This window comes from Gemmobacter nanjingensis (assembly GCF_014652195.1).
GTDB lineage: Bacteria > Pseudomonadota > Alphaproteobacteria > Rhodobacterales > Rhodobacteraceae > Gemmobacter > Gemmobacter caeni.
Map to the genome: position 1 here is coordinate 49,482 of NZ_BMYI01000017.1, position 24,659 is coordinate 74,140.

27 protein-coding genes are annotated in these 24,659 nt (G+C 64.7%); 3 read left to right on the forward strand and 24 right to left on the reverse strand.

All coding sequences use genetic code 11. From position 1 onward, the window contains the following. Position 1: 1 nt before the first annotated feature. The gene (locus IE126_RS20400; RefSeq protein ID WP_189382005.1) at positions 2-601 is read right to left on the reverse strand and encodes a hypothetical protein; all 600 of its coding nucleotides are present in this window, start codon (positions 599-601) and stop codon (positions 2-4) included. Positions 602-825: 224 nt separating this feature from the next. Between IE126_RS20400 and IE126_RS20405 the strand changes: the two genes are divergently transcribed. Further along, complete coding sequence (locus IE126_RS20405; protein WP_229825729.1) at positions 826-1,794, forward strand: sulfite exporter TauE/SafE family protein; 969 nt, start codon at positions 826-828, stop codon at positions 1,792-1,794. Positions 1,795-1,838: 44 nt separating this feature from the next. Continuing rightward, on the forward strand, positions 1,839-2,165 hold the full coding sequence (locus tag IE126_RS20410) for a YnfA family protein (RefSeq protein WP_189382006.1): 327 nt from the start codon (positions 1,839-1,841) through the stop codon (positions 2,163-2,165). Positions 2,166-2,170: 5 nt separating this feature from the next. Here IE126_RS20410 and IE126_RS20415 read toward each other — a convergent pair whose 3' ends face one another. The 11 genes from IE126_RS20415 to IE126_RS20465 all read right to left on the reverse strand — a co-directional run bounded on the left by IE126_RS20415 (position 2,171) and on the right by IE126_RS20465 (position 10,664). Continuing rightward, positions 2,171-3,376, reverse strand: coding sequence for an MFS transporter (locus tag IE126_RS20415; RefSeq protein ID WP_189382007.1), 1,206 nt, complete (start codon positions 3,374-3,376; stop codon positions 2,171-2,173). Between the two features lie 36 nt (positions 3,377-3,412). Next, positions 3,413-3,610 carry a DUF1127 domain-containing protein gene (locus IE126_RS20420; protein WP_189382008.1) on the reverse strand — a complete coding sequence of 66 codons (198 nt, stop codon included), beginning with the start codon at positions 3,608-3,610 and terminating at the stop codon, positions 3,413-3,415. Positions 3,611-3,625: 15 nt separating this feature from the next. Next, on the reverse strand, positions 3,626-4,180 hold the full coding sequence (locus tag IE126_RS20425; RefSeq protein WP_229825731.1) for a Chromate resistance protein ChrB: 555 nt from the start codon (positions 4,178-4,180) through the stop codon (positions 3,626-3,628). A gap of 591 nt (positions 4,181-4,771) precedes the next feature. Next, positions 4,772-5,251 carry a DUF411 domain-containing protein gene (locus tag IE126_RS20430; RefSeq protein ID WP_189382009.1) on the reverse strand — a complete coding sequence of 160 codons (480 nt, stop codon included), beginning with the start codon at positions 5,249-5,251 and terminating at the stop codon, positions 4,772-4,774. A gap of 61 nt (positions 5,252-5,312) precedes the next feature. Continuing rightward, on the reverse strand, positions 5,313-5,915 hold the full coding sequence (locus tag IE126_RS20435) for an SCO family protein (RefSeq protein ID WP_189382010.1): 603 nt from the start codon (positions 5,913-5,915) through the stop codon (positions 5,313-5,315). Further along, positions 5,894-6,367, reverse strand: coding sequence for a copper chaperone PCu(A)C (locus IE126_RS20440; protein WP_189382011.1), 474 nt, complete (start codon positions 6,365-6,367; stop codon positions 5,894-5,896). Before IE126_RS20440 ends, IE126_RS20435 begins: the two co-directional genes overlap by 22 nt. A gap of 4 nt (positions 6,368-6,371) precedes the next feature. After that, positions 6,372-6,965, reverse strand: a complete 594-nt coding sequence (locus tag IE126_RS20445) for an SCO family protein (RefSeq protein WP_189382012.1) — start codon at positions 6,963-6,965, stop codon at positions 6,372-6,374. A gap of 172 nt (positions 6,966-7,137) precedes the next feature. Continuing rightward, positions 7,138-7,296 carry a hypothetical protein gene (locus IE126_RS20450; RefSeq protein ID WP_189382013.1) on the reverse strand — a complete coding sequence of 53 codons (159 nt, stop codon included), beginning with the start codon at positions 7,294-7,296 and terminating at the stop codon, positions 7,138-7,140. After that, positions 7,293-7,769 (reverse strand): signal peptidase II, encoded by a 477-nt coding sequence (gene lspA / locus IE126_RS20455; protein ID WP_189382014.1) that lies wholly within the window; start codon positions 7,767-7,769, stop codon positions 7,293-7,295. Before lspA ends, IE126_RS20450 begins: the two co-directional genes overlap by 4 nt. After that, positions 7,766-8,389 carry a methyltransferase family protein gene (locus IE126_RS20460; protein WP_189382015.1) on the reverse strand — a complete coding sequence of 208 codons (624 nt, stop codon included), beginning with the start codon at positions 8,387-8,389 and terminating at the stop codon, positions 7,766-7,768. Before IE126_RS20460 ends, lspA begins: the two co-directional genes overlap by 4 nt. A 4-nt stretch (positions 8,390-8,393) precedes the next feature. Continuing rightward, positions 8,394-10,664, reverse strand: a complete 2,271-nt coding sequence (locus tag IE126_RS20465) for a heavy metal translocating P-type ATPase (protein ID WP_189382016.1) — start codon at positions 10,662-10,664, stop codon at positions 8,394-8,396. An 86-nt stretch (positions 10,665-10,750) separates the two neighbouring features. Here IE126_RS20465 and IE126_RS20470 point away from each other — a divergent pair, with 86 nt between their 5' ends. Continuing rightward, positions 10,751-11,191: a MerR family transcriptional regulator gene (locus IE126_RS20470; protein ID WP_189382017.1), complete on the forward strand. Its 441-nt coding sequence runs from the start codon at positions 10,751-10,753 to the stop codon at positions 11,189-11,191. Between the two features lie 245 nt (positions 11,192-11,436). Here the strand turns inward: IE126_RS20470 and IE126_RS20475 are convergent, their stop codons facing one another. The 12 genes from IE126_RS20475 to IE126_RS20530 all read right to left on the reverse strand — a co-directional run bounded on the left by IE126_RS20475 (position 11,437) and on the right by IE126_RS20530 (position 24,641). Then, positions 11,437-11,688, reverse strand: coding sequence for a hypothetical protein (locus tag IE126_RS20475; protein WP_189382018.1), 252 nt, complete (start codon positions 11,686-11,688; stop codon positions 11,437-11,439). After that, positions 11,688-12,362, reverse strand: coding sequence for a YcbK family protein (locus tag IE126_RS20480; protein ID WP_189382019.1), 675 nt, complete (start codon positions 12,360-12,362; stop codon positions 11,688-11,690). Before IE126_RS20480 ends, IE126_RS20475 begins: the two co-directional genes overlap by 1 nt. A gap of 78 nt (positions 12,363-12,440) precedes the next feature. Further along, entirely contained in the window at positions 12,441-12,749 is a 309-nt protein-coding gene (locus tag IE126_RS20485) for a hypothetical protein (RefSeq protein WP_189382020.1), read from the reverse strand. Positions 12,750-12,760: 11 nt separating this feature from the next. Continuing rightward, on the reverse strand, positions 12,761-14,683 hold the full coding sequence (locus IE126_RS20490; protein ID WP_189382021.1) for a DUF2793 domain-containing protein: 1,923 nt from the start codon (positions 14,681-14,683) through the stop codon (positions 12,761-12,763). A gap of 10 nt (positions 14,684-14,693) precedes the next feature. After that, positions 14,694-18,665 (reverse strand): baseplate multidomain protein megatron, encoded by a 3,972-nt coding sequence (locus IE126_RS20495; RefSeq protein ID WP_189382022.1) that lies wholly within the window; start codon positions 18,663-18,665, stop codon positions 14,694-14,696. 10 nt (positions 18,666-18,675) lie between these two features. Continuing rightward, a complete protein-coding gene (locus IE126_RS20500; RefSeq protein ID WP_189382023.1) occupies positions 18,676-19,107 on the reverse strand; it encodes an NlpC/P60 family protein in 432 nt (143 codons plus the stop codon). Continuing rightward, positions 19,107-19,991, reverse strand: a complete 885-nt coding sequence (locus tag IE126_RS20505; protein WP_189382024.1) for a DUF2163 domain-containing protein — start codon at positions 19,989-19,991, stop codon at positions 19,107-19,109. Before IE126_RS20505 ends, IE126_RS20500 begins: the two co-directional genes overlap by 1 nt. After that, on the reverse strand, positions 19,988-20,614 hold the full coding sequence (locus tag IE126_RS20510; RefSeq protein ID WP_189382025.1) for a DUF2460 domain-containing protein: 627 nt from the start codon (positions 20,612-20,614) through the stop codon (positions 19,988-19,990). The genes IE126_RS20505 and IE126_RS20510 overlap by 4 nt, the downstream gene beginning before the upstream one ends. Beyond that, entirely contained in the window at positions 20,614-23,040 is a 2,427-nt protein-coding gene (locus IE126_RS20515; RefSeq protein WP_189382026.1) for a phage tail tape measure C-terminal domain-containing protein, read from the reverse strand. The genes IE126_RS20510 and IE126_RS20515 overlap by 1 nt, the downstream gene beginning before the upstream one ends. Next, entirely contained in the window at positions 23,033-23,224 is a 192-nt protein-coding gene (locus tag IE126_RS20520) for a DUF7697 family protein (RefSeq protein WP_189382027.1), read from the reverse strand. The genes IE126_RS20515 and IE126_RS20520 overlap by 8 nt, the downstream gene beginning before the upstream one ends. 38 nt (positions 23,225-23,262) lie before the next feature. Then, a complete protein-coding gene (locus IE126_RS20525; RefSeq protein ID WP_189382028.1) occupies positions 23,263-23,700 on the reverse strand; it encodes a hypothetical protein in 438 nt (145 codons plus the stop codon). 2 nt (positions 23,701-23,702) lie between these two features. Further along, the gene (locus tag IE126_RS20530) at positions 23,703-24,641 is read right to left on the reverse strand and encodes a phage tail tube protein (RefSeq protein ID WP_189382029.1); all 939 of its coding nucleotides are present in this window, start codon (positions 24,639-24,641) and stop codon (positions 23,703-23,705) included. Positions 24,642-24,659: the final 18 nt, after the last annotated feature.

The following is a 24,659-nucleotide window of genomic DNA, read 5'->3' on the forward strand; positions in this document are numbered from 1 at the left end:
GTCACGTCTCCTCTCCCCGCAGCTTCTTCCAGACCGGCGTGACCCTGCGCCGGATGCTGCGGCTGTCGGGGATCTTCCGGCCGTCCGACTGATCCGCGAACCAGTCCTGCATTTCCGCGACCAACTCGGCCTGCGTCGTGGGGAGGCCCTGTTCGTGGATACGATGGATCAGGGCCACCATCATGCCTTCCCAATCATAAGGCGTGGTTGCGCCGGGGCCGCTTGTCACGCGGCGGACCATTTCGTTCTCTTCCTCGAACGCATGCACCTCCTCGGCCAGGATCAGCATGTCGGCCACGGCGACGGGAATACCGCCCGCAGGATCGGTGATCAGCAGCCAGTCCTGTCGACCAAGGGGCTGGATGCGCCGCATTACCCCTTCGTTAGGGCCGGTGCCGCAGCGGCGAAAGAGCGGCAGCAGTTCCATCGGGGACAGCACCACCTTGCCCGCGACAACCTCGTCGCCGCAGCGCACGGCCGGGATGCCGGTCAGGATCCGGAACCGGCCTGCATCGGCCCATCCGGCGACATCGGCGATGTTGCAACCCCAGCGGGCAGTGACTTCGTGAACGGTGAAATAGACGCGCGGCGGCAAGCCCATGATCGAAAAATCCTCCTGTATGACAGAGGACGGGCACCGCTCAAACCGCCTGCAGCCCGCGCCTCGACGGCGCGGGGGAACTGATCGGGTACAACGGCATCAGGGGCGCCAAAGCGCCTTGAGACCGCTGCTGCTGCTTCTCCGAAGGACCTGTTTTGCTCTTGGTTGAGGCCTGCTCTCCTCAGAAGCGCACCGTGCAACGGGGCACGATTCGGAGCAAGAGGGTGGGGCGCAGGTCGCTGTGGATAAGCGAAGGAGGTCCCTCGGCAGCAGAAAGAGGTCAAACCAGCAGCCCCTTTGGCGATCATTCTGAGCTGGTTGGGGCCCTTGGCAAATCCGTGCGTCGCGCCCAGAGTGGGCAATACGAACATGCGCAGATCAGATGGTCCAAACCTTTAATGTCGCAAGAGAATCCTCGCAATTTCCCTGCAGCCTTTGCGGTTGGCGCTGGTGTCGGCACCCTCGGAGGTCTTATCGGGCTTGGCGGGGCAGAGTTCCGGTTACCGATCCTGATCGGGCTCTTCCGTTTCTCAGCACTGGAGGCGGTTATCCTGAACAAGGCGACGAGCCTTGTCGTGGTCGCCACGGCTCTGCCGTTTCGGGCGGGAACCGTTCCCTTTTCCGAGATCGCAGCACATTGGCCAACCGTTGCCAACCTGCTGGTAGGGAGCCTGGCCGGTGCATGGGTAGGCGCGGGCTGGGCCACGCGCCTTTCCTCGGCAGCGCTATACAAGGTGCTGGCAATTCTCCTCGTGATGATCGCCGGAGTGCTGCTTGTCGGGCATGATGTTGCGGCATCCGGTGCTTTTCTGACCGGCACGGCGCAGATGCTGGCCGGTGTTCTTGCAGGCGTCGGCATTGGTGTTGTTGCATCACTGATGGGCGTCGCGGGCGGCGAATTGCTGGTCCCGACACTGGTCCTTCTGTTCGGCGCCGATATCAAGCTCGCCGGGTCCCTGTCGCTGGCGGTCAGCTTGCCCACGATGCTGGTCGGATTCGCTCGCTACAGCCGCGACCAGAGCTTCACGGTTCTCACGCGAAATGGCCGGTTCGTTCTGGTTATGGCGGCGGGCTCGATCCTTGGCGCCTTCATCGGGGGCCAGCTTTTGGGCATCGTACCAAGCGCGATCCTGCTGCCTGCTCTGGCGGCGATCCTTCTGGTCTCGGCCGTGAAGGTTTGGCGGCACAAGTAATTCGGCGAATTGTCTTTTGCATGGAATTCAGGCCAAGTCGTGCCATGCAAAACTTCATCGTCTTTTTCGCTGCCGCCTTTTTCGAGATCGCCGGATGCTTTGCGGTCTGGGGCTGGTGGCGGCTGGACAAAAGCGCGCTTTGGCTCGTCCCCGCCGCACTGTGCCTTGCGATGTTCGCCTGGCTCCTGACGCTGGTCGATGTGGAACATGCAGGCCGGGCCTATGCCATTTACGGCGGCATCTACATTGTTTCGTCGCTGGCGTGGCTCTGGGCCGTCGAAGGCGCGCGGCCCGACAGATGGGACATGATTGGATCGCTGGTCTGTCTGATCGGGGCGGCGATCATCCTTTACGCACCGCGCGACGTCTGACCGCGTCACGCCAGCTTGTGCCGCAGGGGAATCAGGCCAAGCGCCGCGATGACGGCAAAGGCTGCCCCCGCAAGGAAGGTAGCCTCAGACCCCAAGCCCTGCCAAAGCCCGCCCGCGATCACGCTGGCCAGAAGCAGCGCGCCACCGGTGATCAGATTGAACATGCCGTAGGCCGTGCCGCGCAACTCTGCCGGGACCGCCTCGGCAACCAGCGCGGACAGAAGGCCCTGCGTGACGCCCATGTGTAGCCCCCACAGCGCGATGCCCATACTGAGGCCAATGAACCCGGGCGCCAGCGCCAGCACGAGATCGGCAGCGATCAGTAGGCCAAGCCCGGCCATCAGCATCGTCGGACGGCTCATCCGATCCGACAAGACGCCCGCAGGCCAGGCGGAAAGCGCGTAGACCGCGTTCATCCCCACCAGAACCAGCGGCACCAGCATGAGAGACAGACCCACCTCCTCTGCCCGCAGGATCAAGAAGGCCTCTGAGAACCGCGCGAGAGTGAACACGGTCGCAACCGCGACAACGGCCCAGTACATGCCGCCCAGCAGCCGCAACTCGGCCCGCGACAGCGGGTTGCGGACCTTACGCAGCCCTGCCGGGCGGGCGGGTTCCTTTACGGCAAAAAGGATCAGGCCAAGCGCCATGAACGCCGGGATGACGGCGACCCAGAAGACCGACTGAAAGTCATTGGCAAAAGCCCACATCAGCACGATGGCCAGAAGGGGCCCGAGGAAGGCACCGACAGTATCCAGCGACTGGCGCAGGCCGAAAGCCGCGCCGCGCCGCCCTTCGGGGGCAAGGTCTGCGACCAGTGCATCGCGCGGCGCGCCGCGGATGCCTTTGCCCACCCGGTCGATGAACCGGGCCGTGACGACCCAGCCGATCGAGGGCGCGAGCGGAAACACGGGCTTCGTCAGCGCGGCGAGGCCGTAGCCAATGGCCGCCAGTTCCTTGCGCCGTCCGATCCGGTCGGAGAGGGCACCAGAGAACACCTTGGTGATGGCGGCCGTCGCCTCGGCGATGCCTTCGATCACCCCTACCGCGAGGGCAGACGCTCCAAGGCCTACGGTCAGATAAACGGGTAACAGCGCATGGATCATCTCGGACGAAACGTCCATCAGCATCGACACGAAGCCGAGCGCCCAGATTCCCGCGGGCAATCCCCGCCAGGGGGAGGCAGCCTTGTCCACCGTCGTTTCTGCCATGGCGGCCTCCTCGGTTTGGCGTGGTGTTCCGGTCGATCAGTCGTGCCGCTGGCACTCAGCCGAAGCTTCGGTGCGCGTCACACCGATATCGTCAAGCATCCGGTCCTCGAGCCGAGCCAATGCCGCGCGCTGCCGCTGCCTGTCTGCCCAGGCCAGGAGGGGCGAAGGCGCCGAGCTTTGCGCCAACGGCGGGAAATGCGGAAAGAAAGCTTTCAGAGATCTGGTCTGTTTCATATCCATCCTCCGGGGTCAGCCGTTCTCGCCCTTCGCGTCGAAGACGCGCTTGGCATAATCATCCAGCACAGCTTCACAGCCCTGCAGCCGAGTTCGCGCTTCCTCGGCGCGCGCAGCGCCGTAGAAGTCGAGTTTGGCGATCTTTTCCAGCCAGCCCTGAAGCTTCTTCAGATCGACGTCGTTCTCTTCCAGCTCGGCATAGCTGTAGTGGCCGGCGGTGATTTCCTTGGCGACCTCGCGTTCGAAGTCATCGCATTTGTCGATGAATTCGGCATAGGCCTCGTCCCGTTCCGCCTTGAACCGGCCCACGACCTTCGCCTCCTGGCCCGGGTCCAGCGCGACGGTCTGCAGGATCACGCTCTCCCCCTTGGCCTCGTCGATGTCGTTCTCGACCATCTTGAGACGGCGAATGTGGTCATCCGTGCGGGGCAGTACGCAGACGCCGTTCTGAAGATAGACGGCACCCATCCCCTTCAGCTTGCGCCAGATGGCGATGCGTTTGGCCGAGGGTTCGGCGGGGACCTTGTAGGTCAGGAGGAGCCAAGTGATGTCATTCATGCGGACAAACATGATGTAACCATCGTTACATGTCAACAGTGCGGGGAAAGGGCGGTTACCAAGCCCCGGCGGTCTTTGCCGCCCAACTCACCGCAATGGGCGATCAGCTTCGCGCACATGAACCGCTGCGCAGATCGCCCATTGCTCCGTCGGCGCAACCGCGCCAAGTTCAAAAAAGGACTCTGGTCTCAGCCGGATGAGCATCTGGGGTCACAGCACGATCATGATCCATCCGCGTCGTCAGGCTCTACATCAATGCCACATCAACCTGCGACTGCGCGTTTCGCGCCGGTTTTGCAGGCCAATTCGTGCGAGCGCGGCTGGTTGCAAGGGTGAAAATTTTGCCGGAACAAAGGCTTGGAACGTAAGTGATTGCTTTCCTTAAGATCTTGGAATCGCTCGACTTTCGGCTCATAACCTGAAGGCCGCAGGTTCAAATCCTGCCCCCGCAACCAAATCTATCAAATATATCAAATGCTTAGAACCCGACGTAAACCGTCGGGTTTTTGCTTGTCCAAAACAACTCAACGCCACCTCAACGTTTGACGAGTCCCCCCTGAAAAGCGGGGGCCTTTTGCGTTTGGGGCCAAGCGCAGGACGCAATCACCCCAGCTGCTCATACTCGGAAAACACTTCGGCTGATCCGTCGCGGCGGATCAGGAACACCGCGTAGGCCTCACGATCATCTTCCGACCCCATGCCGGGTGACCCGTATGGCATTCCGGGGACGGCCAACCCAATCGCTTCCGGGCGTTCAGAAAGCAGTCGGCGGATGTCGGCGGCGGGCACGTGCCCTTCCAGAACATAGCCGTCCACCATGCCGGTGTGGCAGGAGATCATCTTTTGCGGCACCCCGACTTCATTCTTGTAAGTCATCAGAAGTGTGCCGTAGCGCTCCTCCTCGGTCACTGCGAAACCTTCGTCCCGCAAATAGGCGACCCAGGCATTGCAGCATTCACAGCCGGTCCCCTTCACCACGTGGATTGCCGTCGGTTGGGCAAAGCCCGGACTTGCAGCCAGTGTCGCTACTGCCAGCCCCGAGAGCAGCGCGCGTCGGCGGGTGATGTCAAACGGCTGTGTCATGGTCGTTTTCCTCCTGACAAGATGATGCCATACCCTGTTTCTGCAATTCGCGTGTCTGTCATCATTCAAGCACCCGGCGAATCTTGGGCAAGGCGAAGCGGCGATCCTCGTGGTAGTCGATGATCCCACCGAAACTTCCGTCGGCGCGGAACAGGAAAACCCCCGCGGTGTGATCCATTGTATAGTCGGAGCCTTGCGGCACCTTTTCGAACCGGGCACGAAAACCAGCGGCGGCGCGCTCGATCTCGGAAAGCGGTCCTGTCAGACCGATGATACGGGGATCGAAATTCGACAGGTATTCAGCCAGTACGACTGCTGTATCCCGCTCTGGGTCCACGCTGATCATCACGGTGTTCAACCGTGCGGCGTCAGCGCCCAACTCTTCCAGCCAGCCCGAAATGTCGATCAGCGTTGTCGGGCAGACGTCGGGGCACCAGGTGAAGCCGAAGAAGACGATGGTCGGTCGACGCAACCAGTCTGTCGGACGGACCTGGTTGCCGCGATGGTCTGTCAGGTCGAAGGCCATTTCGTCAATTGGGAGAGGGAGGGGGCCCGCACCCGGCTGCGCATCATGTCTGCTTCGCCACCAGCCGAGACCGAGCGTAAAGGACAACGCAGCAGCAGCGCCTCCGAGGCCAAGAACTACTGCCCGGCGTGTGCGCAATCCGGCCCCTCCGCGCGCAGGGACAGTACCTCGACGTTGATTGTGACATCGCCTGCATTCTGGAATGTCAGCGTTGCAGGGAAGCTGTCGCCTTCCTTCAGCGCGACCGTCAGGCCCATCAGCATGCCGTGATACCCGCCCGGCGCTAGCTGCACAGTCTGCCCTGCCGGAACCGGGACCGACATCGCATGCGGCATCGAGGCGACCCCGTCAGTCACCGTGGTCTCGTGCAGCATCGGCATGCCCGCAGCCGGGGTTGCGATGCCGATCAGCGCGTCATCGGAAGCCCCGGCATTGGTGATTTCGACGTAGAACACCCCCGGGCGGTCGGCGCCGATTGTCGCGCGCGACCAGGCGTGATCGATGGTCAGGTCGCCGACAGTGAAACTCTCGCAGGCAAGGGCCGGGAAGGCCGTCAGGGCGAAGAAAGCGGAGAGGATAGTGGGTTTCATTGGCTCACAATCTCGATTGAAGGTCAGCGAGGATCTCCGCCGCTGGAGTGCCATAGGTGAATTGGCGCAGCCAGTCGCCCTCCGGACCAATCAGGTAAAGCGCCGGACTGTGCGACATCGAATAGCCATCGGGGGCAGCGGCGTCGTCCTCTCGCGCGAAGTGGATGCGGAAGCTGTCTGCGGCCGCGCGAGTTTGCGCCGCATCTCCGGCAAGCCCGAGGATCGACGGGTGGAAGGCGGTGGTGAATTCGCTCAGCCCCAGCCTGCGGTCGCGCTCGGGATCGACCGAGATGAAGAGCGGCTGGACCTGGCCCGCCTGATCGCCCAGATCATCCATCACCTGCGCAACCTCCGCCAGTGTCGTCGGGCAGACATCGGGGCAGTTGGTGAAGCCGAAGAACACGAGCGTGTGCTTGCCCGCAAAATCCGCCGAACTGCGCAGTCGGCCGTCTGTATCGGGAAGTGTGAAGTTCGGTCTAAAGGGGGCCTCGGCAAGTGGCGCGGGCGTGGGCTCTGCAACAAGCAGAAGCGCCCCATATCCCAGCAGCGCAAGTCCCGCCGCCGCCCAGAGGATTTTTTGCAGCCCCGTCAATCGCATCCGACCTGTCACTCCCTTTGTGCATCGCTTCTAAAGCTTCCAGTGGCTTGAGCTTCAAGGGCCAATCTTTGCCGTCACACAATCGTCAGCAGGCAGCCGCCCAGATTGCCGTCCGCAAAAACCGGCGCACCCAACGATGCGCCATGTCCCGACATAAATAGATCGGGCAGGACTACACCTTGATCAGTGCAGCCGTGCCATACATGAATGCTATCTGGCCCAGCACCTCGCCGATGAACAGCGCGCCAAGCGTTGCTGCCAGCGCGATCAGGAAGGCGGCGGTCAGGGCAAGGTCGTCGCGCGACAGGCTCTGAGGGTCAGCTTTGGTCAAGAACCGGCTCCTTGCGGCGGGCGAAGGGGAAGCGAGGCGGCAAGGATCAGGACCGCGCCCAGAGTGATTGCAATATCGGCGACGTTGAACGTGGGCCAGTGCCAGTCGCGCCAATATAGATCAAGGAAGTCGGTCACGGCGCCCTGCCGCATGCGGTCAAGGATGTTGCCAAGCGCCCCACCCACGACCAGCGCAAAACCTGCCCGCTCCAGCGGGTGCTGCGCCCGCAACGCCATGAAGGCGAACACGAGAGCCAGTGCCCCGGTCAGCGTCGCCATGAGCAGCGGCTTGCCCGCCATGACACCGCCCATCATGCCAAAGCTCGCGCCCTCATTGAACCCAAGTGCAAGGTTGAAGCCCGGCAGGACCGGGACCGCAGTCCCCTGCGACAGCAGTGACAGCGCCGCCACCTTGCTCAACTGGTCGGCCAGCACTGTGGCGGCGATTAGGGAAATCAGCTTGGGTCTGGTCATGGTTCCGCCTCGCGGCTGATCCCAATCCAGCGTGGGACCGATGCGGTGTAGTGGTCATAGTCTGGCCCGATTGCCGCGCGCAGGGCGGCCTCTTCCGACCGGACTTGCGTGCTGGCGGACCAGAGAAACAGGATCGGCGCAAGGATCGTCGGGACCGATGGTACCGCCATGGCAACACCTGCCAGCAGCGCCGCCTGACCGACAAAGGTCGGGTTGCGGCTGAAACGGTAGAGCCCGCCCGAGACCAGATCGCCGGTTTCGCCGCTGATCACGCCGACGCGCCAGGATGATCCCATCGACATCTGCGCGGCAAAGGCCACCATCGCGCCAAGCCCTGCAACAAAGACCCCGATCAGGCCGAAGATGACGGCGCGCCCCTCGGTCCACAACGGATCAACTTTGTGGAGCGTGGGCACGGCGAGCCAGAGGAGCGGCCCGAAGAATGCCAGCGCAAAGGCCGCGCGGAAACCCATGGCGCCCAGCCGATCGCGCCCCGTGGCGCGAGCGAACAGCCAAACCGGACGCCCCGCCGCTTGTGCGGCCAGCGCGCTGCCCCAGAAGAACAGGGCCAGATAGCCGAACAGAAGGGCCAGAGCGGCCCAGCCAAAGCCGGAGATCATCGCCTCACGCCTCACGTTCCGGGTTGAACCGCAACAGGCGAAGTGCGTTCAGGGTCACAAGCACCGTCGCGCCGGTATCAGCCAGGATCGCGATCCAGAGGCCAGTCAGGCCCAGAACCGAGGTCACCAGAAACACCGCCTTCAGGCCAAGCGCGATGGTCACGTTCTGGCGGATGTTGGCCATCGCCGCGCGCGACAGGCGGATGGTGGCGGGGATGTCGGTCACGCGGTCGCGCAGGATCGCCGCATCGGCGGTTTCCAGCGCCACATCGGTGCCCGACCCCATCGCCACGCCAACCGACGCCTGTTTAAGCGCGGGCGCGTCGTTGATGCCGTCGCCGATCATCATCACGCCGCCCTGTTCACTCATGCCCTTGATCGCCTTGAGCTTGTCCTCGGGCATCATGTCGGCCTGGAACTCCATCCCAAGGCTTCCGGCAATGGCGGCTGCCGTGCGCGGGTTGTCCCCGGTCAGGATGATCGAGGTCACGCCCATGGCGGTCAACTGGCGGACTGACTCCTTGGCGTCATTGCGCGGTTCGTCCCGCATGGCGATCAGGCCAAGCGGGGTCTTTTCGCGGAACACGGCGACGGCGGTCTTGCCTTCTTCCTCGAACACCGTGGCCTGACGCAGGCCAAGGCCATCCAGCCCACCGTTCTCCATGGCGTAGCGCGGCGAAGCGACCCAAGCCGACGCATCGCCAACAGTGGCGATGACGCCCTTGCCCATCAGCGCTTTGGCATCCCGCGATGGTAGCGCGGTGACGCCTGCATCCTTTGCCTTGTTCAGGATTGCGATTGCCAATGGGTGGCTCGACCCGGTCTCGACCCCTGACGCAACGGCCAGAAGTTCGGCCTCGGTGGTGGTGCCAAACACGACCACATCCGTCACCTTCGGCCGCCCGTGGGTCAGCGTGCCTGTCTTGTCAAAGGCGATGCGGCTGACTTTTGCGGCAGCCTCGATCACCGCGCCACCCTTCATCAGCAAGCCGCGCCGCGCCCCGGTGGACATGGCCGAAGCGATGGAGGCGGGCACCGAGATGACCAGCGCACAGGGGCAACCGATCAGCAGCAGCGCCAGCCCACGATAGACCCATATATCCCACGGCTGACCGAAGGCCACCGGTGGCACCAGAACGACCAGTGCCGCGACGGCCACAATGGCGGGCATGTACCAGCGGCTGAAGCGGTCGATGAACCGCTCGGTCGGGGCGCGCGCCTCCTCGGCCTCTTCGACCAGACGGATGATGCGGGCGATGGTGTTGTCTTCCGGGCCTTTCGTGACCGTGACCCGCAATGCTGCCTCGGTGTTGATCGAGCCTGCAAAAACGGACTCCCCCGGACCGCGCGTTTTAGGCATGCTTTCGCCGGTGACCGGGCTTTCATCCACGCCGGAGGTGCCGTCGGTGATCTCGCCATCGGCCGGAATGCGGTCGCCAGGACGCACAAGCACGGTCTGGCCCACGGTCAGGCTGGCTGCAGGCACCTCGCGCGTCGTCTCGCCGGTGACCAGTTGCGCCGTCTTCGGCACCAGATTGGCCAGCGCCCGGATGCCGTCTCGCGCCTTGCCCGCCGCGACACCTTCCAGCACCTCGCCCACGGCGAAAAGGAAGACGACCAGCGCCGCCTCTTCCGCTGCGTTGATGAAGAGGGCACCGATGGCGGCGATGGTCATCAGGCTTTCGATGGTGAAGGGCTGGCCCATCCGCAGCGCGGCAAAAGCGCGCTTGGCCACCGGGGCCACACCGATCAGGCAGGCGGCAATGAAGGCCCATTTGCCGAATTCGGGCTGAAGGTATTCGATGATCCACGCGGCACCCAGCAGAAGGGCGGTGAAGATCACGAGCTTGCCCTTGGCCGTCTGATACCAGCGCTTGCCCCGGTCTGCGGGGTCGTCATGGACATGGCCGGGGCTGCCGTGGTCGCTCCCGTCGCGCCCGGATGCAATGGCGACCGACGGGCCGTGGTCATGCCCCGCATGATCACTGCCATGGTTCCGCTCGGTATTTTCACCAGGCAGAACGAACTCTCTCTTTGCCGAGCCAGATCGCGGAGCGATCCCGTAGCCAAGGGCTCGCACGGTTTTCTCGACCTTTTCGCGACCGGTCTGTGCCTCGTCCAGCGTCAGCCGCAGACGTTCCGACATGATTGCGACTTCGACGCCGCTGACGCCGGGAAGCCGTGCCACCGCATCCTTGATCTTGGTTGCACATGATCCACAGTCCATGCCCGATACGGTCCAGTCGCAGGCGGTTTCGATCTTCGGTTCCGTCATCGCAGCCCCTCAGCCCCGAGGGGCGGTTGTATTCTTCGAATCGGGAACCTAGTGTCTCTAGCAACTATAGGTTCAAGGGAAATCTCATGCTGAGCATCGGAAAGTTGGGGGCACAGGCCGGGGTGAAGGTGCCGACCGTTCGCTACTATGAGCAGATCGGCCTTCTGCCGAAGGCTGAACGCAGCGCAGGTAATCAGCGACTATACAGTCGCAAGGCATTGGAACGGCTGGCCTTCATTCGGCATGCCCGCGATCTGGGCTTCACGCTGGAAGCGATCCGCGATCTCCTCAGCCTGTCGGACAGACCCGACCAGTCCTGCGCTGCTGCTGATGCCATCGCCCGGGCGCAACTGGCCGAAGTTGAAAGCCGCCTCGCCCGACTGATGGCCCTGAAGGCAGAACTTGAGCGGATGGTCGTGCAATGCGCGGGTGGGCGCATCGCCGATTGCAGGGTGATCGAGGTTCTGGGCGACCACTCCCTCTGCGCGACCGATCACCGCCACCCCGAAGGCGAGCACATCGCTTGACCTTCCCCGCAAAGCCGTGAAGCTGGGCCGGTCGATGCGCAAAGGTCGAAGTGTGCGGCGCTTCCCACCTGGCACTTGCCCGGCCGGGATTTCACCTGCATGCCCGCGCCTGTTCACGCAGAACGGCGTAGTCGCCCAACATCCTGACTAGGACTGCACCTTCTGGCAAAGCCTCAACCTCGCCTGCTGCCCAAGCCAGATCGGCCGCGCTGTAGTCCACCACCGGGGGACAAGTAGTCAGCCTGTCAGAACTCGCCACCGCGCATGCGCTGAGCCAGAGCATCGCGATCAGCAGGGCGGCGGCTGGCAGCGTCCAGCATCTGCCGTTGGATTTCATGGGTTTTCTCCGATGTGGAAAGGCGCTCTGCCAGCCGCCCCGCGCGTTCACCTGCGCGGCGGAGGTTCAGCAGGAACAGGGCGATGGTGAGGGCGACCAGCAGCAGGCCCAGCGCTTTGCGCGCCGGGCCGCTGGTGAGGATCGAGGCAAGCCAACCCATCAGCGCTGGCCCCGCTTCCAGTCGTCGATCCGTGCGTGGATCGCGACGGCGATGCCAATCAGCGCCACGGCGATGAACACCCAGCGAAGGGTGTCGAGATAGGGCACCAAAGGCAGGATGGCCGACTGGGTTTCCGCCAGAACTTCCTGCGCCACATCGACACCGGCGGCACCGACCGTGGCGATGCCCGCTGCTCCGCCGCCTTTCAGGGTGCGGCTGTCGGCCAGCACCTCCCGGGCGGGTGCTACCTCCGGCACGAAGGGCGTGGCGCGAGCAGCGAAGGGTTCACCCCAGGACCGCGCAGGCCCGAGATCGATGTGCATGAATCCCGAACGGGGATAGGTGCCAAAGCCGAGGAAACCGACAACCCGGGCGGCCTCGGCGAAGGTGGCCGGATCGTGGTTCGACATGGCGATGTCGAAAGCCGTACCCAGCATGTGCTTGGAGGCCGGGGCACCGCCGACGGCGCGGTTGTGGCTGGGGCTTCGATAGCCGGAGCGGACGATCAGCGGCTTGCCGAGGCGGTTGCGAAGGGCTTGCAGCTTGTCCATGGCTTCGGTGTTGATCTTGATCGCGCCGGTGCCGCGGCAGGCAATCTCGGCCGGGGAAAAGTTGGGCCAGCGCCATGCGCTCTCGGGCACGTCGCGGAAATGGGCATAGGTCGTGGTCGGCATGGTGGATCTCCAGAAATGCAAAACCCGCCTCGGGGGCGGGTGGGTGACAGGCTCAGTGAGGTGGTGAGGGTGCGTCGGTCAGTCGGTGCGGCCGCGCTGGAAGGCTTCGAACAGCATGTCGCGCATGGCACGGATATCGGTCTCGATCCGCTCCAACCGGTCGGCATCGGTCTTGCGATCGTCGGCGCGCAGCTTGTCGATCCGCTCGCGCTCAAGGCTGAGTTCGCGGTCGAGCCGCTCCAGCATCGCCTCGTTGGTGAATGCCTTCCTCGTGACGGAGGCGGCGACAGCAAGACTGCCGCCGATCAGCGCGGTGATGGCGGCGGTCAGGCCGTGATCGCGGAAGGCCTGCGTGGCGGCCTCAAAAAGGGTGGGTTCGTCGGTCATCTGGGGGGCCTTCAATAGTCGGTTTCGATGTAGAGGCCGGAGCAGTCATAGGCGACGGCTGCGGCGGTGGCGCCGGTGTTCAGGAAAAGGCGGGGCGAGAGAAACTGAGTGTTGGCGGGCAGATCGGTGGTGATTTCCTGTTCGAACACGGCGCCGGTGACCTCATTGACCGCCCGCACCCAGACGGAACTGCCATTCGGCGGGGCCGCGATGAACAGGGTCAGCACGCCGCCCAGCGCTATGGCGAAGGGCGCACCCATGTCGGAGAGGGTTGGCGCGCCGGTGCCGTCATTGGTGACCATCTGCCAGTTGGCGTGGGTGCCGCGCTGGAAACCGATTCCGATGCAGTTCAGGACGGTAGCCAAAGTCAGCGTGGTGGCCAGCGCGGCGGTCGAGCCATAGAGGCCGAAGAAACCCATGCCGGTCGCCTGCAAGGTCGTCAGTGAAAGCCGCGTGACGAAGGTCCAACCGCCAAGACCCGCCGCATTACCGCGCCAGCAGGCCCAGCCCGCTGACCGCTGCTCTGCTGCCGAATCCACCACGGCCGCTGAGGTCAAACGCCAGCGGCGCATTGAGGCGGCCAGGTTCGTGGCGGCAAGCGTCGGGGTGGAGACGGTCCCGACCGAGGTGACCGGCAAGCCTTCGGTGTTCACGGTGGTGGTGGTCGAGGGGGACCAGTTGGCGATCCGGTTCACTCCGAAATGCGGCTGCAGCGGAAAATCCCGGCCGGAGGGGCGCATGACGTCGATCCACGGTGCCCCGGCGCGGGTGCGGGCATAGACGGCAGCATTACCAGCGGGCGGCGGCGCTGGCGCGGCACTGAGCCCCGGCAGGATTGTGGGCTGCGGGAGTTCCACCTGGCCGTTGGAGCGGTCGATCTTCAGCGCCTCGAAGAAGGCCGAGCCGTCCGGGCTGACCTTGAAGCTGAAGTCGTCGTTGCCAAGCAGGCCGATCAGGGCGCGGGCCGAGAAGCCGGTCTTGAAGGCGAAGGCTGCGTCGTTAGCCGGGGCGGCTTTGTTGACCGTCGCCTCGATCCCGGCACCGGCGTTGTTGAACAGGAGCGCCGGAGTGTTAACCGACACGCGGTTATAGCTATCGGCCGTGGCCCCGCCGAGGCCCAGCAGATACGCGGTCAGGTTGGCTTGCGGCATGCCGACCTGCGTGACGGCATTGGCAAATGTGACTGTCGGCGTGTTCACCACCGTGGTCCCACCCGCACCAGCGGCGGCAGGCCCGATATTCACGACGGTGGTCGATCCAGCTGCACCGCCGGTGCCAAGGTTAAGCGTCTTGGTCACGCCGGTGGTCGTGCCACCTGTGCCCATGCCGTAGGTGGCTGTCGTCGTTGCCGTGCCGATGCTGGCCGATGCAGCCGACACGGTGATTGTACCCGAGACGGTCAGTGTGCCGGAGAAGGTCTTGTTGCCGGTAAAGGTCTGCGTGCCCGCCAGGATTGCCAGCTCCGACGATGTGTTCGGCAGGGTGAAGGTCCGGGTGGTGCCCGTGCTGATGCCCGACAGAGAAAACAGCGCCTTCCTGGTCGGATCGGCGTCGTTCACCAGGCTGAAGACGGCATCCGACACATCGACCGGTTCGCCGACCAGATCCCAGGCCGACCCATTCCAGACGACAAAGGCCTGTTCCGCCGCGATCCACGCCAGCCAGCCCGGGCGCGGGACCAGCCGCATCCAGACCCCATCGACCCAGAAGGCGACGTTCAGATCCCAGCCTGCCCAAAGGCCTGTCGCGCCCGATGCCACAATATGCCGGTCGCCATCGGCCGGGCTAGCGGGCGGCGCGGTACGGGTGCGATCCAGCACCGAAAGTTGCACCATCGCGTCCAGCAGGCGCAGCGCCTCGTTATGGGTGACATGCTTCTGGGCCTGCGATGCCAGAATGTAGGGCAGCAGGAGGTGGGTGGTGATGTCGGACATGGATGCGCTTTCAGAAGGTGAGCGTGACGGACCGCCCAGCGCCCCGGCCGATCAGGGCCGAGAGCTGGTAGATTCGGATGTCGAGGGATTGGCCGGGGCCGAGGGGTGCGCCCCAATCCGCGGTCTGCAGCGCGGCGGTGTAGAGGGCGCCGGTCGTGGCAGTCGTCAAGGATCGCTTGACAACTGACCCGTCCAGAATGTCGACCGCGTAAGCCTCGCTGTCTTCCGCCAAAGGCACGTCGCCCGCGCCCCAGGTGTCAGCGACAAGGGATCGCGACCGGCGCGTCCAGCGAATCGTCAGATCGCCGGGGCTGCGGGCGGTGCGCCATGGTTGTTCGACATGCGCGACGGAGAATGGCCGCAGCCCAGCGCCCTCGGGCGCGAAGGTGGAAGCAACAAAGGTTTCGTCGCTGACCGGCTTTGAGGCGGGGCCGATGCGCCAGTTCCAAGGCAGACCCAGATCGGCTTCGAAGATCGGCAAGGAGGCCACGACAGTGTCGAGAACCACGACGCGTGCGCTGCTCGGCACCATGCTGACCATCGCACCTTCGGTCCCACGCTGGCCGCGCAGCAATCGGGTAAGCCGATAGCGCCCCGGTGCGATGAGTTCTGCAGCGCCTGCCTGGACGATTTCCCATTGCCCAGCGCCGGTTTCGACCGCAAGCGCATTGGCCCCACCCAGCAAGGTGATGTCCGTGACGCTTTCCAGCGTGCCGGAATAGAGATCGACCACCAGCGCATTGCCCAGATCGAAGCGCGACACCGGTCCCGCAAAGAAATCCGCCGCTAGGACGCCCATGCGCGCCCGCGAGCTGAAGGTTGACAGCAGGGTGAAGCCATCTGTCGCGGCACTGCGGTAGACGGCGATTTCGCCGGGCCATGGTTTGGCATGCGCCGCGACAAACGGACGGTGCGCAGGCTGATCTTCGCTCAGTTGTGGCAGGTCCAGCAGAACGATGTCCGGAGTGCCGAAGACCGTAGGCGTAGACAGCGTGGCCGGGCGCGGTTCTCCGGGCGGCAAGTCATAAACCGCGCGATCCTGGCGCACTGCATCGATGCTGCGCAGGTCGGAGTCCGCGATGGACACGAGGCGCATTTCCGTCAGGCGGCCATCGTGGTCGAGCAGGATCACGTCGCAGGGATCCAGCGCCAGGCGAGAAGGTGGCAAGCGAAACACGGCACTTTCCCGGCCAACCCATGCCTCCATCAGCGCGCGACGGCAGCGGCGTTCAGCCTCTTCGGGCGGGATAGCCATCGGAAACGACTCGGACGCGATGCGGGTGGTATCGACGGTGATGCGCCGCGCCTCGACCTGAGCCGCGTCATAATCCTCATCCGCCCGCGCGACCTGCCATTTCAGCGCCTGCGGCAGCTCGGTTTCCTGCGCCCGGGTCAGCTCCATCACGTCGCCCTGCGCCGATGCGGGCGCGACCATGCTGTCGGGTGTGACCGTGGCGCTGGCGATCCTCCCTCGCCTCCGGAACTTGATGCGCCCCTCGCTCTCCACAGCATCAAAACCGAAATGCCGCGCCAGCGTGGAAATCGACGCCCTTGGGGCTTCCAGTGCCGAGATGACGTAGCCCTCGACCGCGCCCCAGAGGCCGGAGACGTCGATCAATTCCTCGGGCATCCCGGCGCGCAGGCAGAGGTGGCGCACGAGGGCCGCCAAGGACACAGCCCCTAGCCGTCCAGTCAGCCAGTGGCCCAGCCGCCAATTCGGGCCATCGGTCCAGACATCGGTCAGTTCGGGGAAGAACGGATAGGGCCGCGCATCCCAGGTCCAGGCGGCGCATTCCGGCACATGCACCATGCGCGCGCCATAGACTGAGGAGTTCGGGTTGTTCGCCGACGTGCCCCAGAATAGAAAACTGGCTTCCAGATAGGCCCGCTGGATCGCATCGTCGCGCCACCCGCGCGAGAAGTAGGGCGTGAAGCTTTCCGAGGATTTTGGGTCGAAGAACACGTTCGGCTGGTTGGTGCCGCGATCAATTGCCGGGCAGCCGAGTTCCGTGAACCAGATCGGTTTCGATTGCGGCACCCATGCGGTTTGCGTCCCGCTTTCCACCCCGCCCGGGCGGTTGAAATGCGGGTTTTGCCACCAGGCGCGCAGATCCTTGAAGCGGAACACCCATGGTTTGCCGACACTGCCGTCGGTGATCGGCGTCCGAGTTTGCGCGGTTCGGTCAAGAGCGCTGGCATAGAACCAGTCGAACCCTTCGCCACCTGTGATGTTGGACTGCAAGTAGGTCCGGTCATAGATCGCCGCAGCCAAGCTCGCATCGGCATGATCGAACCCGTCGCGCCAGTCCGACAGCGGCATGTAGTTATCGATGCCGATGAAGTTGACGTTGGTGTCCGACCAGAGCGGATCGAGATGGTAGAACACGTCGCCGCTGCCATCGGCAGGGTGATGACCGAAGTATTCCGACCAGTCGGCGGCATAGCCGATCTTGGGCCCAGCGCCGAGGATTGCACGCACATCGGCGGCGAGGGATTTGAAGGCAGTGACGGCGGGATAGGTGCTGGCGCCCGAGCGAATGGTGGTGAGGCCGGGCATTTCCGATCCGATCAGGAAGGCGTCGATGCCACCCGCCGCTTTGCAGAGATGCGCATAGTGCAGGATCATCCGGCGGAGCGACCATTCGCCGATAGGGCCAGTCCAGCTGACATTGCTGCCCGACACGCTGAAGTTTGCAGGCGTCGCAGCGCCGAAGAGCGCCGAAACTTGTGTCGATGCCGTGGCGGTCTTGTCGACGGTCCCGGCAAAGCCCGCCGCCGGGGAACAGGTGATCCGGCCGCGCCATGGAAAAGTCGGCTGTCCCGAGGTGGCGGCATTGGCGCTGTAAGGGTTCGGCTTGGTGTTGCCGGGTGGGACGTCCAACAGCAGGAAGGGATAGAAGGTCACCCGCAATCCGCGCGCCTTCATCTCCTGAATGGCCTGCACCACGGCGAAGTCGGCAGGCGTGCCGCCGTAGACAGGGCGGTCCTCGGCATCGCGGCTGACCAGAAACGCATCCGCGCGTGCGATGCCATTCACGACCCAAGCCGAGGGCGCCGTTGTCTTGATGCCCACCTCGACGCCCGGCCGCACCTTGCAGTTCCCGGCGCGCAGGTCATCGCCAAACCAGGCCACCACCAGGCTGACGCTTTCCACCGCCGGGGCCATGGCCTGCAGCCGGTCCAGCGCCACCACGATGTCAGCGGTGTCTGTGATCGCGTTCAGGTTCTCGGCCAGAGTCGCGGCGCCAGCGCCGGATGACTTCTTGACCGGCTGTGTCGCATAAGTGAACTCGCCCGACGCCGGGATCAGCGTGACCGCCTTGACCAGTCCTTCGGCGGTGTCGGCGTCCGCGAGTGGGCGGAACACCTCGAAGCTGATCTGCGGCAAGCGGTTGCCGAAGGCGCTGAGTTTCAACTCCTCGAACACGACATACGCGGTGCCGCGATAGGCCGGGGTGTTGGCTGCGCCCATCTTGACGGCGATGAACGGATCGGGGGTCTGCACCTCGTCGCCCGGATACCAGCGCCAGGTCACGCCGGTCATGTCCATGGCCTTGCCGTCGGCCCAGATGCGACCAATGCCGGTGATCTCGCCCTCGCACAGCGCCACGGCGAAGGATGCAAAGTAGAGATACTCGGTGGTGGTAACCTTGGGCCCGCTGCCCTTGCCGCCACCCTGGCTGGTCGTGTTGACCTCTTCGCGGAAATCCGTGGCCCAGATGATGTTGCCGCCGATCCGCATGCGACCGAACAGGCGCGGGATTACCGCCCCTTCGGTCGAAGAGGTGATGCGCAAGCTGTCCAGCCGCGCGCCCTCGATCCGTTGCGCCGGGGCGAGGGACGAGACGATCCAGTTATCGACCACCGATCCGATGGTGGAGCCGATGAAGCCGCCGATGGCCGCACCCGAAAAGCCGAGGATGGCACCGCCAAATGCGCCGCCAATCGCGGAGCCAACGGCGCCGAGAACAAGGGTTGCCATGTGTGAGGTCTCAATCTTTGGGGAAGAGGAAGGCGAAGACGATGCGTCGCCGCCAGACCGGCGTCAGGATCTCCTCGACGACGCCCAGCCGCTCATAGGCATGGACAAACCGGTCGTGCGCGGTCAGGATCCCGACGTGCTTGGCAATGGCGCGCGGTGCCATGCGAAACAGGACAAGCGTGCCAGGACCCGCGTCGGGTGGCATAATTTCCGGCATCATCTGGCGCGCACCCTCGGCCAGCACCTCTCGCGGCCCGGTCTCGCCCCAGTCCCGGCTATAGGGCGGGATCGGAAACGGTTCGTCGCCCACCACCTCGCGCCAGACGCCCCTCGCAAGGCCGAGGCAATCGCAGCCAACCCCGCGCAGGCTGGCCTGGTCGTGGTAGGGCGTTCCAAGCCAGCTTCGGGCGGCGGCGATAACAAGGGCAGGATCAGCAGCCATCACAGCACATTCCCCTCATGACTGCCGTCCTGGCTGGCATAGCGCAGCACCGCGTCCTGACCGGGGATGTTAGGAAAGCCCCGGAAATTGGCGACATTCGCGAACTTCGCGCTGCAGGTGGCGATGCGCTTGTCGCAGCCTGCCCGCGCGATGAAGCTGTCTCCCTCGGCGATGGGCAGAACTGGCGCTTCCAGCAAGGTCATTGTGGCGATGGCATCGGCCAAGCCATGCGCCAGGACCTCGGTGACGCGCCCCGCATTTGCACCACTGGTCCAGGTCAAGGTGCCGGAGGTGAACCAGCCCGCATCAAAACCAGCCAGCCCGGACGCCATGAACGCCCGGTCGCGCAAGAGGTCGGTGACGACGCCCGTACCCTTGTAGATGGCGTTTTCCAGATCGATGCCGCAGCGCGCATCGCCCAACCTTGCATCACACCCCGCCTGAAACGTCCGGCCGACCGTCTGACCCAGAACATGCGCCAGCGACCGGACCTCGGCCACGAAAGCCATGCGGCCACGGCGGATTTGCCCGACAGCACCCCGGCGCAGCAAAACGCGCTGGCTGGTATCGGCCCAGTTGACCCGCCACAACTCCACCGCCGCATTGTCCCACCGCCCGTCGAGGATGTCGGTTTCCGTGATCCGGTCGGAGGTCAACACGCCGGTGGCATCCTGCGCATCGACGGCGAGATCGGAGCCAGCACGGATTTCCGATGCGGCGAACCCGCTCTCCGGTTCAAAGTCCGTGCCATCAAAGGTCAGGGCGCGATCATGGTCGGTGAAGCCCAGCGCCACACCGTCCGACCGCGAAATCCGCCAACACCAGGACAGGGTGGTGGTGCCGTCGTCGAGATGAGACTGCAGCGCGGGCGAGAGGCTTTTCATCTGCGGATCTCCAGGAGCGGGATGGACGTGATTGATCCCAGCCGTTCAAAATCGAGGGTCACGTCGAGGGTGTCGCTATCGAACCGCACTGGCACATCGAATTCGAAACCGGCGCGGATGATGACGCTGTTGGCTGGGGCGGTGGTGAAGGTGATGACGCCAGTCGTCGTGTCCACGGTCCAGCCTGTCATCTGCTCAACCATGCCCAGCGCCACGCGAACGGTCCCGGTCACGGGTTTTGCGATGGTCCTGACCCATGTTTGCGGGCCGGAGGTGTAGCGTTTTGCCAGCTGGAAGGTCTGCTGAATGCCGGTCCCGGTGCCGATCTGCTGGTCGGTTGGGGAGATCGCCTGCGACGGCAGAGCAGATTTATGGTCAGCCCAATCCTTGTAGCGGAAGCCGTGCAGGCGGCCGTTTCGGGCCTCGAAGAACGAAACCACCGACGCCAGATCATCGGCGCGCCGGATGCCATAGGCCACGTCATAGCGACGGCGGCTGTTGGCCCAGCTGGCGTTGCGTTCCTCGTCGCCCGAAGCCAACTCAACGATCTGTGTCCGCCGTTCCGGCCCGCCGCGCGCCCCGCGGCTGATATTGTCGGGGAAGCGCACCTCATGAAACGCCATCACATCCCCCTCCGGCCGAGGGACACGGCGCGTGCAATGTCGGCCGCGACCTGCGTGCGAGATTGGCGGAAGCTTTCGGCGTCGCGGGCATTGATGGTGACGGAAACGTTCGGGGCAGAGCCTTGCCCTTGGCCATAACCAGCAGCTTCCCGGCGCGACAGGACCCGCTCTCCCCGTTGCAGGATGGCCGGAACTTCATCGGGCTTGATCCCGGCCCAGCCGCCCGCGTGCATGCGCGGGGCACCGGCAAAGGCCAGCGCAGGAACCATGCGGCCCGGGCCCGGCGCTCCGACCATGCCACCGGCGTGCAAGATATTGGCGAAGATGCCACCCGCGCCGCCCAGCGCACCCGACAGTGCATTGGCGATGGGGCCGAGGATGAAGCGCCGGGCTGCCAGCTTGGCCAGGTCGGCAATCATCGACGTGACCAGATCACGGAAATCGAGTTTGCCGGTTTTCACGAACTCACCCACGGCGTTCTCGGCCGAGGTGAAGGCAGAGACCAGTGCATTGCCGATGTCGCCACCAATGTCGCGGGCCTTGGCGGCGTATTCGGCAAGCGTGGCGACGGCCGCTTCCCATCCGGTCTTGGCCGCTTCAGCCCCAGCCGCAGCAGCGGCACCGGCGCCACCGGCGGCGCGCCCGGCTTCGGTCATCGACTCGTCCAGCCGGTTGGCGGCCTCTGCGGCCCCATCGAGCGCGGTTTCGCCTTCGGTTCCGGCACCGGAGACAGCATCCTTCAGCGCCTGCCAGCTTTGCATCGGACGGGTGGCGGCATCGGCCAGCATGCCGGAAGCCTCGCGATAGGCTTCGGCCCGGGCGGTCGCCTCTTCGGCCATTCCGGTCAGCCCGTGATCCGGCGTCGTCACATAGGTCTGCGCCATTGCGGCCGAGAAGGCTTCGGCGGCAGCGGTTCCGGCAGCAGCTGCGGACCCCGCGAAGGGATTGTCTATCCGACCCAGAGCCAGCGGATCCAGCGTCCCGATCCGTACGCCGCCTTCGCCTACGGCCCAATCGGGCAGCAGTTCCAGTGCGGCGTTCAGCCCGTTGATGAAGTTGTTGATCCGGGTGACGACGCCGTTCAGCATGGCATCAACGCCGCCGATCAGACCGTTGGCGGCCTGGAATGCAAAATCCCCAATCGCACCGGGCAGCTGACCCCAGATCGATTTCACCGCATCATATGCACCCTTGAAGATGCCCGCTGCCGAGTTGCCAAAGCTGGTCACCGCCTCGACCGATGACTGCATCGCGCCATAGATCGTGGCCTGCAGCCCAGCCCAGTTGGCCTCGATCTTCGACCAGGCAGACGCGGCCCCAAGGCCGATGCGGTCCCAGACCTCGAGAGCCAGATCCTTTAGCAGGCCAATGGCCGCGCCAAACCCGCCAGCGCCCGCGACGAGCCGACTGAATTGGAACACCAACTCGCCCGCACCAGCGATCAGCGCACCGATGCCAGTGCGGATCAGGGCGCCGCGCAGGATGACAAGGCCGGTGGCGAGGCCGCGCACCGAAAGGGCCGCAGCCGCCAGCCCCGCCACCCAGCGCCCGGCCATCAACGTAGCAAATGTCGCGGCATAGGTCGTGAGGCGGCCGATGTTGTCGAAGAGGGCGTTGATTGCGATGCCGATTGGCCCCGTGCTGCGCGCCATGTCGGCCAGCGTGTTGGCCACCGTTTCCAGCGCTGGAGCCACGGCCGCCGTCAGGCGGTTGGTCAGGCCCAGCCAAATCAGGCTGAGTTTGGCGATGGCATCACCTGTACGTTCGATCTGGGCGGCGTCCGCTGCACTGACAGCCACACCGAAATCGCGTACATCCTGTGCCGCCTCGCGCAAGGTGGCCGGGTCAATTCGCAAAAATGCCAGTGCCGCCTTGTCGCCGAAGAGGTCGGATGCGACAGCCGCGCGTTCGGCCTCGGGGACAAACCGGATCAGCGCCTCCTGAATGGCGACGATGCGCTGGTCGAGCGGAAGGGCCTGCAATTGCGCCGCCGTCAGGTTCAGCCGCTGCAAGGCCCCGACCGCCGTTCCAGATCCTGCGGCCGCTTCCGACAACCGGGTGGTCAGCTTCTTGGTTGCCTGTTCGATCTCGCCCATGGAAACCCCGGCCAGTTCCCCGGCCCAAGTCAGCACTTGCAGGCTTTCGACCGTGGTTTTCAGCGACGCCGCCATGTCGGCCTGTGCGCCGATGGTCTCGAGGCCCGACCGAACCATCGCCACGCCAGCAGCGGCCGCCGCAACCGTCACCGCAGCCAGTGCAATCCCGGCCTTCCGTGCAAAGCTGGTAAGCCGGGCGTTGGCCAGTTCCATCTCGGTCGAGAGGCGACCAAAGCCGCGCGCGCCAGCATCGCCGATGCCTTCCAACTCGGCACGCACCTGGCGGCCGCCTTCCGCCACGAGCCGGACGGACACACGCTTTTCAGCCATCGCGGCCTCCTTCCATTTGTTCGTTCAGTTTGCGCACCATTACCGCCTCGACCTCGGGCAGCAGTTCAGCGGCGATCAGGGTGTTGATGCCCAGCGCCTCGGCCATCGCGAGCGCCGCGCCCATGTCCCAGCCGAGCACGGCGCCGGGGATCACGCGGAGTTGGCCGCCGAGGCGACCGACCAAGTCCCAGACCTGCCAGCCCTCCGGCGTTTGCGGCCGGTTTAGCCTTGCGGGGCAGTCGGGGCAGGCAACTTGGCAGGCCGCGCAGTATCGGTCGCCACCGCCGAAGGACCAGTCGGCAAGGGCGCGGAGACGTTTTTTTCTGCGTCCAAGATCAGACCCTTGGCGACATACGTGGTCTGGAACGCCTCGAAGACCGGCCAGATTTCCAGCAGGGCGTCGATGCCCTCGGGTGATACGGGCACAATATTGCCAGCATCATCGCCCACGCCCTGCCAATCCAGCACAGCACGGCGGGCAACGGCCTTGGCCATCGCGAGGGCCAGCGCCTCTTGGCTGGCACCCTCAGGCAGGGCCTCGATGGCCGGATCGGCGCGCGCCGACACCATCAGCGCGGTGGTCAGGGGGCCGACGAGCAGGCGCAGGCCGGGGGCGAGGTCCAGCCATTCGGGCGTGGCAGTCAGGTTCAGTCGGATCATGATCAGTATCCTGCGAGGGTGTTGACGAGAACGGCGGTGCACACGCGGGCGGGGCTGGTAGCCTTGGCGGCCATCCAGTCAAAGGTCGCCTGCACGCCTTGGGGCCCGGCGATCTCGATGCGCGGGCGGGGCAGATAGACAGCATGGGCGGTGAAGGTGAAACTGGCGTTGGCCCCGAGGCTGTAGTTGAACTCCAGCTCGCAGGGTGTGCCGTCGATCGCTTGGGTGATCAGCGCCATGTCGGAAAACCGCACCTCTATCCGGCCCGACAGGGCGGCCATGGCAGGATCGGCGCCATCGATGCGGCCATCGCCGCGGATGGTTTCGATCCGGTCGAGGTTGTTGGCATAGGTGATCTCGGCCGAAACCACGTTGCCCAAGGCCGAGCCGTTCCTTTTCACCGTGCCATTGAAATGGCCAAACCGCTGCAGGCCCAGCGCCGTTGGCGTGCCAGCCGCCGTGGCAGCAGCGATGGTTTCGCCTTGGGCCACCAACCGCGCGGTTGCAGTCAATAGACCCGACCGCTGCATCTGCCAGGTCAGCTGATCCAGCACGCAGCCGGAATACATCGCAAAGCGAGGCACCTCCGGCATGGCGGTTTCAATCGCCATGCTGGGCAGCGTCCAGTTGCCCGATTGAAAGGTGTGGGTCTTCGGGGTCGTGCCGCTGGTGACCGGCTGGCCGAAAGCTGCCTTCAGCCAGAACCCGAACGCTTCCACATCGATGGGGATCACCACCTCGCCGTCGGCGGTGACCGCATCCTTGATCGGGGCCAGCGGATCGCGGCCATAGCCCAACAATTCGGATTCCAGCAGCGGCTGTTCCGATCCCAGCGTGGTCCGGGCAAAGGGCATCAAGCGGAACCCACTGACCGGCGGGGTGCCATAAACCGTCTCATACGCAAGCGCCATCTGCGCCCGCGCGCCTTGCGCACGTGCCATGGGGGTCTCCTCGATGTT